The sequence below is a fragment of the Ruegeria sp. E1 genome, from assembly GCF_056534225.1.
On sequence record NZ_JBQFPE010000004.1, the window covers coordinates 94,067 to 107,574 of the forward strand.

17 protein-coding genes and 1 tRNA gene are annotated in these 13,508 nt (G+C 56.0%); 8 read left to right on the plus strand and 10 right to left on the minus strand.

Going from position 1 to position 13,508, the window contains the following annotated elements:
* Window positions 1–27 precede the first annotated feature (27 nt).
* The 7 genes from ACR0FG_RS05950 to ACR0FG_RS05980 form a co-directional block, all read right to left on the minus strand.
* Window positions 28–564: a GNAT family N-acetyltransferase gene (locus tag ACR0FG_RS05950; protein ID WP_480891064.1), complete on the minus strand. Its 537-nt coding sequence runs from the start codon at window positions 562–564 to the stop codon at window positions 28–30.
* A complete protein-coding gene (locus tag ACR0FG_RS05955) occupies window positions 561–1,169 on the minus strand; it encodes a LysE family translocator (protein ID WP_480891066.1) in 609 nt (202 codons plus the stop codon). The genes ACR0FG_RS05950 and ACR0FG_RS05955 overlap by 4 nt, the downstream gene beginning before the upstream one ends.
* Window positions 1,166–1,666: a GNAT family N-acetyltransferase gene (locus tag ACR0FG_RS05960; protein ID WP_480891067.1), complete on the minus strand. Its 501-nt coding sequence runs from the start codon at window positions 1,664–1,666 to the stop codon at window positions 1,166–1,168. Before ACR0FG_RS05960 ends, ACR0FG_RS05955 begins: the two co-directional genes overlap by 4 nt.
* Before the next feature lie 78 nt (window positions 1,667–1,744).
* Window positions 1,745–2,014, minus strand: coding sequence for a 50S ribosomal protein L27 (rpmA, locus tag ACR0FG_RS05965; RefSeq protein WP_010440093.1), 270 nt, complete (start codon window positions 2,012–2,014; stop codon window positions 1,745–1,747).
* Window positions 2,015–2,025: 11 nt separating this feature from the next.
* Window positions 2,026–2,640, minus strand: coding sequence for a 50S ribosomal protein L21 (locus tag ACR0FG_RS05970; protein ID WP_170711502.1), 615 nt, complete (start codon window positions 2,638–2,640; stop codon window positions 2,026–2,028).
* A gap of 206 nt (window positions 2,641–2,846) precedes the next feature.
* On the minus strand, window positions 2,847–3,656 hold the full coding sequence (locus tag ACR0FG_RS05975) for a DUF2059 domain-containing protein (protein ID WP_480891069.1): 810 nt from the start codon (window positions 3,654–3,656) through the stop codon (window positions 2,847–2,849).
* The gene (locus ACR0FG_RS05980; protein WP_480891071.1) at window positions 3,656–4,498 is read right to left on the minus strand and encodes a DUF2059 domain-containing protein; all 843 of its coding nucleotides are present in this window, start codon (window positions 4,496–4,498) and stop codon (window positions 3,656–3,658) included. Before ACR0FG_RS05980 ends, ACR0FG_RS05975 begins: the two co-directional genes overlap by 1 nt.
* A 123-nt stretch (window positions 4,499–4,621) precedes the next feature.
* Between ACR0FG_RS05980 and ACR0FG_RS05985 the strand changes: the two genes are divergently transcribed.
* A tRNA-Ser gene (locus ACR0FG_RS05985) sits at window positions 4,622–4,711 on the plus strand.
* A 91-nt stretch (window positions 4,712–4,802) separates the two neighbouring features.
* On the opposite strand, the gene ACR0FG_RS05990 is transcribed toward ACR0FG_RS05985, so the two are convergent.
* Genes ACR0FG_RS05990 through ACR0FG_RS06000 form a run of 3 tightly spaced genes read right to left on the minus strand, consistent with a single transcriptional unit; the run spans window position 4,803 to window position 6,855 of the window.
* A complete protein-coding gene (locus tag ACR0FG_RS05990; RefSeq protein WP_480891073.1) occupies window positions 4,803–5,600 on the minus strand; it encodes a metal ABC transporter permease in 798 nt (265 codons plus the stop codon).
* A complete protein-coding gene (locus ACR0FG_RS05995; RefSeq protein ID WP_480891076.1) occupies window positions 5,600–6,340 on the minus strand; it encodes a metal ABC transporter ATP-binding protein in 741 nt (246 codons plus the stop codon). Before ACR0FG_RS05995 ends, ACR0FG_RS05990 begins: the two co-directional genes overlap by 1 nt.
* A 2-nt stretch (window positions 6,341–6,342) precedes the next feature.
* On the minus strand, window positions 6,343–6,855 hold the full coding sequence (locus ACR0FG_RS06000; RefSeq protein WP_480891079.1) for a Fur family transcriptional regulator: 513 nt from the start codon (window positions 6,853–6,855) through the stop codon (window positions 6,343–6,345).
* A gap of 56 nt (window positions 6,856–6,911) precedes the next feature.
* Between ACR0FG_RS06000 and ACR0FG_RS06005 the strand changes: the two genes are divergently transcribed.
* The 7 genes from ACR0FG_RS06005 (at window position 6,912) to ACR0FG_RS06035 (ending at window position 13,507) form a co-directional block, all read left to right on the plus strand.
* On the plus strand, window positions 6,912–7,952 hold the full coding sequence (locus ACR0FG_RS06005; RefSeq protein WP_480891081.1) for a zinc ABC transporter substrate-binding protein: 1,041 nt from the start codon (window positions 6,912–6,914) through the stop codon (window positions 7,950–7,952).
* A 256-nt stretch (window positions 7,953–8,208) separates the two neighbouring features.
* Complete coding sequence (locus tag ACR0FG_RS06010; protein ID WP_480891084.1) at window positions 8,209–8,730, plus strand: hypothetical protein; 522 nt, start codon at window positions 8,209–8,211, stop codon at window positions 8,728–8,730.
* Between the two features lie 198 nt (window positions 8,731–8,928).
* Window positions 8,929–9,930 (plus strand): alcohol dehydrogenase catalytic domain-containing protein, encoded by a 1,002-nt coding sequence (locus ACR0FG_RS06015; protein ID WP_480891087.1) that lies wholly within the window; start codon window positions 8,929–8,931, stop codon window positions 9,928–9,930.
* A 66-nt stretch (window positions 9,931–9,996) separates the two neighbouring features.
* Entirely contained in the window at window positions 9,997–10,872 is an 876-nt protein-coding gene (locus tag ACR0FG_RS06020; RefSeq protein ID WP_480891089.1) for a branched-chain amino acid ABC transporter permease, read from the plus strand.
* Window positions 10,873–10,878: 6 nt separating this feature from the next.
* On the plus strand, window positions 10,879–11,976 hold the full coding sequence (locus ACR0FG_RS06025) for a branched-chain amino acid ABC transporter permease (protein ID WP_480891091.1): 1,098 nt from the start codon (window positions 10,879–10,881) through the stop codon (window positions 11,974–11,976).
* A complete protein-coding gene (locus tag ACR0FG_RS06030; RefSeq protein WP_480891093.1) occupies window positions 11,973–12,737 on the plus strand; it encodes an ABC transporter ATP-binding protein in 765 nt (254 codons plus the stop codon). Before ACR0FG_RS06025 ends, ACR0FG_RS06030 begins: the two co-directional genes overlap by 4 nt.
* Window positions 12,734–13,507, plus strand: coding sequence for an ABC transporter ATP-binding protein (locus tag ACR0FG_RS06035; RefSeq protein ID WP_170711490.1), 774 nt, complete (start codon window positions 12,734–12,736; stop codon window positions 13,505–13,507). Before ACR0FG_RS06030 ends, ACR0FG_RS06035 begins: the two co-directional genes overlap by 4 nt.
* Window position 13,508 lies beyond the last annotated feature (1 nt).

Sequence of the window (13,508 nt, forward strand, 5' to 3'; positions counted from 1 at the left end):
TACTGCAAAGGCCCCATCGGCCACAAGTCAGAGTTTTTTGCTATATGTCCAGGTGGGCACATTCGCGTCGCGCGCCACCGAATAGTTTTCTGCATCGCCAAGATACTGAAATCCGCAATGGGTCAGAACCCGCGCCGAGGCCGGATTGTCCTGAAACACGCTGGCAAACATGGTCGAGTTTTCCAGTGGGTTCGCAAGAACCAGCGCCTCGACCGCCGCCGATGCGACGCCCGTGTTCCAATAGACCGGCGCAACCCAATAGCCCACTTCGGACTGATTGCGATCCAGCTTTTCAAGCGAGATCAACCCGATCAGCTCTGGCCCGCCATCCTTGGTCGCATCCAGCGCCCAAACATCCTCGGTACGCTCATCCGACATCGAGCGCGTCACAAACGCCTCGACCGAACCCGGTGGGATCGGATGCGGGATTGACGTGGTCATACGCGCCACGCGCTCATCGCCTGCGTAATGTTCAATGAGACCCATATCCGACCGGCGCAAAGGGCGCAGATCGAACCGCTCGGTTTCGATGACCGGCTGATTTATTATTGTCTCAAGTTTCATGAGTGCGTTCCTCCTCCGAACAACACAAAAAGTACGGACGCAACAGTGACACTCGCTAACGTCCACATCAGATATTTTTCCGCAGGCCGACCTTCAACCGCATGGGCAATTCTATCCCCCGCAAATGTCCAGATTGGATGCAGAATCAGTTGGCAAAACAATAAACAGAGAGCGATAGTTAACGTTGCGTTAAAGCTGGACGTGCCTGCAGCGACAAAGCCGGTAAAGCCTGCAATGATCATCGCCCAAGCCTTTGGGTTAAGCGGGTGAACAATAAGTCCCGCCCAGAAGCCCGGTACCTGCTCGTCCGCTTCTCCCCGCGACAGCCTCAGATTGGCGATCTTCCATGCGAGCCAGAAAATATAAGCGGCTGAGGCATATTTCAGAACGGTAAACACCATCGGAGCCTGTTCGGCCACCTGCATCAATCCGAAACCAACCGGCCAGATGATCAACTGCTTGCCCAGAATGACGCCCGCAACAAACGGCAGCGCCGCCCGAAAACCATAGCGCGCACCCGTCCCTAACAGGACCATATTGGCTGGTCCCGGCGTGCCGACCTGACTGGCGGCAAAGATCAGGAAGCTGGTGGTCGCGACGGTCATTGCATCGCGCTCCAGTCTGCTCGTGTCAGTAGCACGTCCTTAATGATCACTTCTTCGTTGGTTGAACGCACCATCGCAGCGTGTTGTCCGACTGGTTTGAACCCGAGTTTGAACAAGACTGCCTTGGAGCGATCATTGCCAAGATGATACCCCGAAGTCAGTTTTTGTCGTTCGGACCGGAAAAACCGCGCAATCATCGCACGGCAAGCCTCGGTGACATAGCCCTGCCCCCAGGATCCTTTCTCGATCCAATATCCCAACTGGGAACCGGTCGAGATGCAGCCAATCAAGTCTTCGTCTTTTGTGATGGCAAAGGCATCGTGCTCAATAGATATCACCTTGATGAAATCTTCGGAATTTTCAGGGCGATAAGGATGCGGAACAACTGTCAACCAACGTACCACGTCCAGATCGTTCAACAGAGCAACCAAACGCGACGCGTCCTCGCGCCGGAACCGGCGCAAGATCAGACGTTCTGTTTTGATCACTTCGGTCATGAGACCGCTCCTAAAACGAGAAAGGGGACCGGTATTTCTACCGATCCCCTGATTTTTCAAACCTTTATGGGTTTCGGCTTACTCTGCGGCCTCCGCCACTGGCAGAACCGAAATAAAGGTGCGATTTTTGAGGCCTTTGTGGAACTTCACAGCGCCATCGACAGTTGCAAAGATGGTGTGATCTTTGCCCATGCCCACGCCTTCGCCCGGCCAAAACTTGGTGCCGCGCTGACGTACGATGATGTTGCCTGCGATGGCCGCCTGGCCACCATACAGTTTCACGCCAAGGCGACGACCCGCTGAGTCGCGACCGTTACGGGAGGAACCGCCAGCTTTCTTATGTGCCATTCTCTCTCTCCTTAGCCCTGAGCCAGCTCTTTGGCTTGCTCAACCCATTCGGGTTTCACTTTGACGGTGTCGATAGCAGCAATCTGCTCATCCGACAAGGCGGCCAGAGCGGCAAAGCTTTCGATACCGGCTTCTGCCAGCTTCTTGGCAGCGGCAGGGCCGACACCGTTCAGCTTTGTCAGATCGTCGGCCGCAGCCGCAGCGGCGGGTGCTTCTGCCTTGGCGGCAGCTTTCTTGGCAGGCTTTGCAGCAGGTGCTGCGGTGCCAGCCGGTGCCGAACCGGTTGCAGCTTTGATGCCCGACTTGTCAGCGCCCGACGACAGGATGTCGGTGATTTTGACCAGAGTCAGCTTCTGACGGTGGCCAACGGTACGCTTCGAGCTGTGCTTACGACGGCGCTTGACGAATTTGATGACCTTGTCACCTTTGATCTGTTCGATCACTTCGGCCTGTACGCCTGCGCCTTCAACGAAAGGTGCGCCAACAACCGGAGCGTCGCCGCCCAGCATCAGAACATCGTTGAATTGAACTTTTTCACCTGCGTCAGCAGCCAGTTTTTCAACACGGAGCACGTCGCCCGCCTGAACCTTGTACTGCTTGCCGCCAGTCTTGAGGACCGCAAACATGCGTCTTTCCTTTTCCAACCGCGTTCTGTGGTCCCCGTATGGGCGTTGCTGGCTTTCGCCACCTCGAACAGCGCGCCCTTTTCGGGCTGTGTGACGACCCAAGGGCAATGCCCGATGGATCAATAATAACGATACCCGGCGCGGAGATTCCGGCCGGGATGCGCGCTTATCCATAGAATGCTGGCGAAAGTCAACCGCTTTTGAGTTCAAAGATCCGATGCACTCATGGCACGTCCGACTGCTTCACCCAGACGATAAGAAATCGCATCGATCATCTCATCGAAACCACGGAAAAGGGCCTCGTTCAAAGCCCGTCCGGTTTCCGTCCGGGAAAAGGCGATATTCTCGCGCATTTGCGCTTCGCTCAGCGGTTGATAGGCCATCAATAGAAACGAGTAAATCCAGGCTTCGGTTTCTGCCGTTACCTCTTCGGTGTTGTCCAGCAGCTGGCTGAGCATAGAATCTGCATCCAATTGCACGCCGCGATTGTCTGACATACCTAAAAAGAAGTTGAGATCAGCGCTTAACGAACCGCGAACGTTCTGTTCGATCAGATCGTTGACCTGCACATACTCGTCTACAAGCTTGTAAAACGCAGTGTCGCGATCAGCTTGTCGGTAAATTTGGCGCGCGACCTCGTCGATCGCATCATCCATCATGGCCAAACGCGCAGAGTTTTCCAGCGAGACAATCGTCTGCCCCAGCTTGCTTTCGAAGAATAGCGCCGCCTGCTCGAGCTGCGCGTCGCTGAGGTTGTCATCCACGGATCGCGTCAGTTTTTCCCGCATCCAATCCGCGTCGTAAATTTCTTCGATTTGAGCCTGGAAATAGGTGCCCCCTGCGCCATCCAGCATGGCTTTGTCCAGTTCCCTGCCCTGTTCAAGCCCTTCCTGGCCCATAATCTCGACGATGTCGGTAACGTGCATGGCCCGCATTAACCTCTCGGCCCGCTCATCTGCGGCTACGGGAGTGATCCACAACCAAAGGCTGGTTAATATCGTGGCCAAAGGTTTCATCAAATGTCCTGAGCTGGCCGCAACTCGGCCATACGGGCCGCCAGTACCTCGAACCGCATCGCCATGATCTCGTACTGGATGGCGTTCAGCAACTCGTACACTTCCTGCATCAACGGTTGCTCCAGCGCGTCGACATAGGCATCGACATCCGCGTCCGAAAAATCCTTGTATGTATGCGCTGCACCCGCCAGCGCGGACAGTTGCAGTGACCGGCGCATCGCTGGTTCTTGCCGCTTCATCATCTCGCGCAACCCGTCTGCGTCCAGACGTAATTCGATGACACCCGAGGCGCTTGCAGCCAGCAAAAACCGCACCTGGATTTCCTGCAGCGCGCGCAGCGATGTACCGCTGGCATCAACCGCCCGATTCATACGTTTCAGGCTCTCAACACGTCCGGACCCGTCCTTGATCAGATCTGAGATAATCCTCTGTCCCTGCTCTTGCTTTGCAGCATCATCCTCATCCATATGAGCTGTGTTTTCGGCCTCGACCAATCGCTGGCCAAGGTCTGTGGCATAGAACTCCACCGCATGAGTCAGTGCCTCATCGCTCAGGGTTTCTTCCAGAATGGACACGGCCGTTTCGTGCATTTCACGGGTGTCGAACACTTCTTCTGTCAGTCGAGTCCAGTCTGCGCCGAACCCCTCGGGATCGACCCCTAACATAAGCGGTGCCGAAGCCGAGGCCAGCGCAATGCTTTCCAGCGCCACGTCAAATCCGGTGGTGGTCAAAAACGCCTCGATCCGGTCGCGGTTGGCAGCAGTTGGCGAGGTGGCCGACAAGCCGACAAAAACCAGAAACAGAAGTCCCTGCAGGATCAGGCGTGGTCGTGCGTAAATCATGCACCTTAGCCTAGGCGTTTTCCCACTGCTGGCAATGGAAAAACCCGGTATCCTGAAAATCGGGAATTTTCTGCTTGCACCGCTGCGCGTTCCTCACTAAATCCCGCTTCCACAGACCCCCGCGGAGAGGTGCCGGAGTGGTCGAACGGGGCGGTCTCGAAAACCGTTGTGGGTGCAAGCCCACCCAGGGTTCGAATCCCTGTCTCTCCGCCACTATTCACCAGATTTGTGCATCCGTCCTGCGAAGAATGGTGGCATTGGATGATGACCCGGCTATCGCACCCTCGATGAACCGCGGGATTTGTCAAGCTCCTCGTCTTGTCTGCCACCCAAGAAGGCTTAGACATGCAAACAGAATTGCCGCGAAGCAGACGATCGACGGACCAGCCGGGGTGTCGAACACATATGCCGCCCGCAACCCTGCGACGGCGGAAAACGAGCCAATCGCTGCTGCGATCAAAGCCATCGTTTCAGGAGATCTTGCCAGACTGCGTGCTGCAGCCGCCGGGATGATCAGCATCGCTGCAATCAGCAAAACGCCTACTACCTTGATCGCAACGGCTACGGTTACAGCAAGCGACAGAGTCAGGATCAATTGCTCGCGTTTAGGATCAAACCCGCTGGCATAGGCCAGTTCCTCGTTCAAGGTTGCTGTCAGTAACTGTGACCATCGCCATGCGATCAGGGCCACGACCAGCGCGGCTCCGCCCCAGATCACCAATAGATCCGAACGCGAGACGGCAAGGATATCACCGAAGAGATAGGCCATCAGATCGATCCGAACGCCTGACAGAAACGAGACCGCAACAAGACCGAATGCAAGCGCGGAATGGGCCAGAACGCCCAGCAGCGTATCCATAGCATAACCCCGCCCCGACAACAGCGTGACTGTCAGTGCCATGACAAGGGCTACGACCAAGGCACCGGCGAAAATGGACATTTTGAACGTCAGAGACAGCGCGACACCGAGAATCGCCGCATGAGCCGTGGCGTCCCCGAAATAGGCCATCCGGCGCCAGACGACGAAACATCCAAGCGGTGCGGCGGCTAATGCGACGCCTACGCCTGCCAGCGTCGCGCGGGTCATAAAGTCGTCAAACATTATTCTGCGGCTTCCTGAGAGTGATCACAGTGATCATGGTCATGATCGTGGTCATGACGATAAAGCGCCAGCGCGCCGCCGGTTCCTGATCCGAACAGCGCACGATATTCCGGGGCCGAGGCCACGACGGCCGGCGACCCTTCGCAACAGACATGGCCATTCAGGCAGATCACACGGTCAGAGGCACTCATGACCACATGCAGTTCGTGACTGATCATCAAAATGGCGCAACCGGTCTCGCGCCTTACATCTTCGATCTGACGATAAAACGATGCGGATCCGGGTTGATCCAGCCCTTGCGTAGCCTCGTCCAGCAGCAGAACGTCTGGGCGGTTGATAAGCGCGCGGGCAAGCAGCACGCGCTGAAACTGTCCACCCGACAACTGCGACATCTGACGCCTCAAAAGATCGGGAACGCCAGCAGTTTCAAGCGCTGCCACACAGTCGCGGCGCGGCACGTTATGGGTCAGACGCATAAAGCGTTCGACAGATATCGGCAAAGTCGGGTCGATATGCAGTTTTTGTGGGACGTAGCCGATTTTCAGGCCGGGTTTCAGAGACACCTGCCCCACCGATGGCTTTACCGCGCCGATGATCGCCCGCAACAAACTGGTTTTGCCTGATCCGTTCGGACCTACAATCGTAACAATCTCTCCGGGTTCGATATCCATGTTCACATGGTGCAATACGGTGTTGGCACCATAGCTCAGGCTAAGATTTTCGACGGTAACAAGGCTCATTTCTAGGACTTTTTCGTGCAATCGGGGCAGAGTCCTTCGGCTTCTACAACCGTTCGCTCAATCTCGAAACCTGCCGCGCGCGCGGCAGCTCCCAGTACGCCCTTTGCCGGGGTCGATTGCGCCTCGGCTACGGCGTCGCATTTCCGGCAAATCATGAAGGCGGGCGAATGTGTTGCACCCGGGTGGGAACAGGCGACAAAGGCATTCAACCGCTCGATCTTGTGCACAAAGCCGTTTGCCACAAGGAAATCCAGAGCACGATAGGCCACCGGAGGTTGCGAGCCAAAACCTTCGTCCCGCAGCCTGTCGAGGATGGCATAGGCCCCAAGCGCCCGGTGTTCCTGCAGCAACATTTCCAGAACTTTGCGCCGAACAGGTGTCAGGCGCAGTCCGTTTTCCTTGCACCGGGCCTCAGCCGTTACCAGTGCAGTTTCGACGCAATTTTCATGGTCGTGTTCCTGGAAGCCGACAGGGGCCGCATCCGCGACCGGATTGGGCTGAGTCTCACTTGTCATGTTATTCCATATCATATATGCCGCTCGTAACGTTATAAAATCACACAGAGGGTCCGATGTCCAGAAAGCTTCTTCCACTATCGATTTCTGCAGCGCTCATGGGGGGAACAGCCATGGCTGAAGTTCCCAGTGTGGCGGTGGACATTGCGCCGGTTCATTCACTGGTGGTGCAGGTCATGGAAGGTGTCGGAACGCCTGATCTGATCGTGCAACCGGGCGCTTCGCCGCATGAATACAACCTGCGCCCGTCCGAGGCCGCCGCGCTGCAGAAGGCCGATCTGGTGTTCTGGATCGGCAAGGATCTGACACCGTGGATGGAAAGCGCCGTCGAAAATCTTGCCGATGGCGCTACGGTCACATCATTGCTTGAGGCGGATGGAACCGTTCTGCTGGATTTCCGCGAAGGGGCTTTGTTCGAAGCACACGACCACGATGATCATGGTGACGAGCATGACGATCACAAACATGACGAAGACCACGCTCATTCCGACGAACATGACCACGATGATCATGACAAACATGATGATCACGATCATGAAGACCATGCGGATCATGATGATCATGACAACGACGCCCATGCGCATGATGAACATGATCCCCATGCGTGGCTTTCCCCTGCGAACGCTGAAATCTGGCTGAACGTAATTGCCGCGCAACTGTCGGCGGCGGACCCTGACAACGCGGGTTCTTATTTTGCGAATGCGGCAGCGGCGCGCGAAAACTTGGCCGCTCTGTCTGCCGAAGTGTCCGAGATTCTGGAACCGGTGCGCGGCGGCAGCTTCATGGTGTTCCACGATGCCTATCAGTATTTCGAGGATGCATATGGCTTCCCGGCTTCGGGTGCGATTTCCCTAAGCGACGCAACAGACCCCAGCCCGGCGCGGATCGCTGAGGTTCAGGGCCGTATCCGCGAAGAAGGCATCGATTGCGTATTGGCTGAACCGCAATTCAACGCCGGAATTGTTGCAACCGTTCTGGATGGCACCGACGCCAATACCGGCGTGATCGATCCGCTTGGCTCGGGTCTGGAACCGGGGGCCGAACTTTATCCGCAGGTAATCCGGAACATGGCTCAAACACTGGCCGAGTGCCTTTAAACTGCATTAAGTTTCGATGAAAGCGGGGGCCGGTATTACCGGCCTCTGCCCAGCTTGGACACCGATAAAATCTCAGCATTTCGATCCTTTTTTTGTTTCTGATGCACAAACCGGCGTGAACCCGCCGCCCAGGCACGTCTTGATCAGCGTGGTGTGGCTCAAATCTGTTAAATGACCGGAACTTCGTGGTTTTCCCCTTTGCGGTTTGGGCGATGTGGCCCATCTCGGTGGCATCACTATTTCAAAGGAGACGCTCATGTCCCGTATCATACTTATCGTAGTCATCGCGCTGGCGGGTGCCGGTGCATATTACTATATAACCAAGCCTGAACCGACCCCTTCCGAGCAATTGGAGTCTGCCGCACAAGATGCAGGCGACGCTGTCAGCGAAGCAGCAAGCGCCGTGCAAGAGGCGGCAAGCGATGCAGCCGGGGCCGTCGCGGAGCAGGCGTCAGACGCCGCCTCGTCTTTGACCGAGCAAGCCGCCGATGCGGCCTCATCTGTGTCCGAACAAGCCAACGAAGTTGCGTCACAGGCCGGAGACCAGGTCGCTTCGCTGGTTGATCAGGGTCAGGATCTGTTCAATTCATGGATTGCCGAGGGCAAGCTGACGGCCCAGAATTTCGACTATGACGGCATGGTCGCAGCGGTACAAGAAAGCACCCTGACCGAAACAATCAAAGAGCAGGCCGTTACCATTCTGGATGAAATCAAAGCTTCTCCGGAACTTGTGGTTCAAAAAGTTCAGGAACTGCGGACACTGCTGACGCAGCAATAAGTTCGCACGGGCCGATCCCTTAGTGGGTCGGCCCGTTTCGTGACGTCAGCCCCCTGCCCGATTGACGGCTGATCCTGCTTTTGCTTGATTATCAAAAAGAAAATGCGCTCAACACTTTCTTGCCCGGGCCTGAGTTCCGGCCTCAGGACTTGGTGAGCATTCTGAACGGGTGAGAAAATGACGGATTTACCAGCAACGATGTTCGCTCTCCTTCAAACGCAGGACGGATATTCTGCCTCGGCCTCGGGGCCTTTGTTGGACGATGCGGGCGAATGGCTGACCGAGGCTGAAATACCTGTGCCCTCACCCGGGCCCGGAGAAGTTTTGATCCGTCTCAGGGCAGCGTCGGTCAATCCATCGGACATTCACTTTATCAAGGGCGAATACGGCCAGCCCCGGGTCAAGGGGGCTCCTGCGGGCTTTGAAGGCTGTGGCGATGTGGTCAGCACTGGCACGGGCGCCGAGGCACTGCAGGATCAGAGGGTCGCCTTTGTCGCCACGGGCGCATGGGCGGAATACGTGGTCACGCAGGCGCAAATGTGCATCCCGCTAAGGCCCGATATCAATGACGACGATGGAGCGGCTCAAATCGTGAACCCACTGACCGCGATGGCCATGGTTGATGTCGCGCGTTCAGATGGGGATGCGTTTGTCGTCTCAGCCGCCACAAGTCAGTTGGGCAAACTGATGTGCAGCCTGGGACGTGATCTTGGATTGAAGCCGATTGCTTTGGTACGACGCGGCGAAATGGTTGAGCCGCTAAAAGAGCTGGGTGCGGCCGAAGTGCTGGTGACAACTGACGGGGACGTCGGGCAACGCTTTGCTGCGGTCAGTGCCGAGTTGAAACCACGCGTTTTTCTGGATGCTGTCGCCGACCAACTTTCTGAGCGGATTTTCTGTTCGATGCCAAAACGTGCCCGTTGGATCATCTATGGAAAGCTCAGCAACGACCTGCCCAAGCTAACCCAGACAGGGCAATTGATCTTTATGGGGAAACGCATCGAAGGCTTCTGGCTGACGAACTGGATGATGACAACGCCGCCTGCCGATCAGATGCGCGTCGTCGCCGAGGTTCAGGCGCGATTTGCGGATGGACGCTGGAAAACCGACGTATCGGAACGGCTTGCGCTGCGGGATGTGATCCCAAGTCTGGCGGATGCCCTGAAAAAGAGTGACGGCAAGGTCATTCTCACGCCATAGTAGAAGGACGCCGGACCAAGGTCAGGCGACGATCAAGCCGGATTAGCCGGCGATGGGAGGGAGAGTTTGGATAACGCTCAGCTGCTGATCAGCGGGCTGGCGAATGGCTGTGTGTACGGCCTGATCGCGCTTGGATTTGTGTTGATCTACAAAGCAACCGAGGCCGTGAACTTTGCTCAGGGTGATTTCATGATGCTGGGTGCCTTTGTCACCATCGGGCTGACGAACACCGAGTATATGGGGCTTCCTTTTTGGCTGGCCTTGCCAATATCACTGGGGATCATGGGGGGGATCGGATATCTGGTAGATCGGCTGATCATCCGCAGATTATTCGGCGAAAGTCAGACGGCGGTTGTCATTCTGACTATCGCTTTAGGCTTTGTAATCCGCTTCTTCGCCGGATTGATCTGGGGGCATGAACCTCAAACACTGCAAAATCCGCTGGCTGGCAAGGACATCCGCTTTGGCGGGCTGGTTCTTGGGATGGAAGATGTCGCAGTTATCGTGGTCACAATCCTTCTGACCTGGGGGCTGTATGTGTTCTTCAGTCGAACAAAGCTCGGTCTCGCGATGCAGGGAGCCTCGCAAAACCAGTTGGCTGCTTACTACATGGGTATCCCGGTCAAACGGGTCCAAAGCTTTATCTGGGCGTTGGCTGGCGTTGTCGCAGGCATTGCCGGCATTCTGTTTGCCGCCAAAGGTTCGGTCGACCCAACAACGGGGCTATTGGGCATCAAGGCCTTCGCCGCCGCCGTCATCGGAGGGTTTGGCAGCCTGCCCGGCGCACTGGCCGGAGGGCTGATCGTAGGCGTGATCGAACCCTTTGCAAGCCGGTATATCGCAGCGGGCTACAGCCAGATCGCACCCTATGCCCTGCTGCTGGCCGTTTTGATCTTTCGCCCTCATGGGTTGTTCAGTCAGGTTCGGGTCAAGAAGGTCTGATAAGTCATGAGAATCGTGTTCAAAACCGACTATATGCAGGACATTCGACCCTGGAAGGACACCTACCAGCTTTACCTATATCTCATCCTGCTGGCCGTGGTCTTTGCCGCGCCGTGGTGGCTGGATGACTTTTATCTGGGCGAACTGACCAACGTTCTGATCTGGGCCATCGCAGGGCTTGGCCTCATGCTGTTGACCGGTCACACCGGTCAGGTCAGTTTGGGACATGCGGCCTTTCTAGCGTTTGGTTGCTATGCCAACGTTGCACTGATCGAGGCCGGAGTGCCCTTTCTGATCGCCTTCCCGCTGGCGGGCGTTTTGACAGGTATTGCCGGGGTGACAGTCGCCATCCCAGCGTTGAGACTGCACGGCATCTATCTGGCGATCTTCACATTGGCACTGTCGGTCCTGATGGACGACATCATTGTTCTGGCCGAACCAATTACCGGAGGTGTCGCCGGTAAGTACATGGGTGGAATAGAGATTTTCGGCCATCTTGTTGACCGCTGGGGAACGCCGGCACAGTTCTTTTGGCTTGTTCTCGGGGTCGCCGTGCTGGTGACGCTGGGCTATATCAACCTGCTGCGCGCGTCTTTGGGCCGCAGCTTTATTGCGATCCGCGATTCAGAAGTGTCTGCGCAAGCGATGGGAGTGGACATTGCCCGAACCAAAATGATCTCATTCGCGCTGTCTTGCGCGATCACGGGATGGGCAGGCGCTTTGATGGGACTTTATGCCGGGGCATTCAACAATGAAACGTTCAGCGTTCTGATTTCGATCCAGCTGTTGATGATGATTGTGATCGGCGGTTTGGGCTCAATCCATGGTGCATTTCTGGGGGCCATTGTGATCGGCTTCCTGCCCCAATTTCTTTCAATTTCAAAGGAATACGCTGGGGCATTGTTTGGCGGCAATACCGTTGCCATTCCCGGGCTGGAGTTTGGTATCTTCGGCATGATCCTCATCGGTTTCATCCTGCTGGAACCGATGGGCATGTACGGACGCTGGTTGAAAATCCGAACCTGGTTCGAACTGTTCCCCTTCTACCGTAAAGACATGTTCAAGCGCCAGAAATCCTATCTCAAGACGGAGCGTCTGAGATGAGTTTGCTGGAGTTTGAAAACGTCACCCTTAAATTCGGCGGGCTAACGGCGGTCGACAATCTGTCATTCGAAGTTCAGGAGGGCGAGGTTTTTGCGATCGTTGGCCCCAATGGCGCTGGAAAGTCGACAGTTTTCAATCTGATATCGCGATTTTATGATCCATTCGCTGGCTCTATACGTTTCGATGGGCATGATCTGTTGCAGGTCAAACCATCCGGAGTTGCAGCCTACGGTGTCGCACGAACATTCCAGAATATCGAACTGTTTGAACACGCCACCGTTCTTCAGAACCTGCTCGTTGGACGGCATCGACATCGCCGAACCCACGTGTTGTCGGAAATCCTGTTCTTGCCGTCTGCACGGCGGCAGGAGTTGGAAAACCGCGAGAAGGTTGAAGAAGTCATCGACTTTCTCGATTTGCAGCCGTTTCGCGACAAGATGATCTCGGGGTTGCCCTACGGCGTCCGTAAGGTGGTCGAAGTTGCGCGGGCGCTGGCCACTGACCCCAAGTTCCTGTTGCTTGACGAACCGGCCTCGGGCCTGTCGGTCGAGGAAACGGCAGATATGCGGTGGTGGATCGACGATATCAGACGGCAGATGGGTATCACGGTTCTGATGGTAGAACACGATATGGGTCTGGTCTCGGGCGTGTCTGATCGGGTCTTGGCAATGGCAGATGGTGCAAAGCTGGCGCTTGGTACCCCGGCACAGGTGCAATCGCACCCGGCAGTGGTTGAAGCCTATTTGGGGAAAGCCTCATGAGCGAACCCATCTTGAGCATTCGCAATGTCGAAAGCTTCTATGGGCCCATCATGGCAATTCGCGGCGTTTCTTTGGATGTTCACCCCGGCCAGATCGTTTCAATCCTGGGTGCGAACGGTGCGGGGAAAACGACCCTCATGAAAACCGTTTCCGGTGTTATGGACCCGGAAAAAGGGCGCATCACGTTTGAAGGCAATGACATTCAGGGCTCGGAACCTCATAAGGTTGTTCAAAGAGGTATCATTCACGTACCCGAAGGGCGGGAAGTGTTCCCGCTTATGACGGTTGATGAAAACCTGAGCCTCGGCGCCTATAGTCTTTCGGATAAAGGACAAATCGATCATGATCGTGATCTGGTTTTTTCCTATTTTCCCATCCTGAAAGACCGCCGCAACCAAGAGGCTGGAACTCTGTCCGGTGGTCAACAACAGATGTTGGCGATCGGACGGGGCCTGATGGCAAACCCCAAAATTATGCTATTGGATGAGCCGTCTTTGGGCCTTTCCCCTTTGCTGGTCCAAGAGATCTTCGGCATTCTGCAACGTCTGAATGACGAACAGAACATGACCATGATGTTGGTCGAGCAGAACGCTAATGCAGCGTTGGAACTGGCCCACCATGGCTATGTGATGGAGGTTGGGCGCATAGTGATGGACGGCCCGGCGGATGTGTTGATGCAATCGGAAGACATCCGGAATTTCTATCTTGGCGTGCAAGAGGAAGGCGCGCGTGAAACCCGGCGCTGGAAACGAAAGAAGACGTGGAGATGAG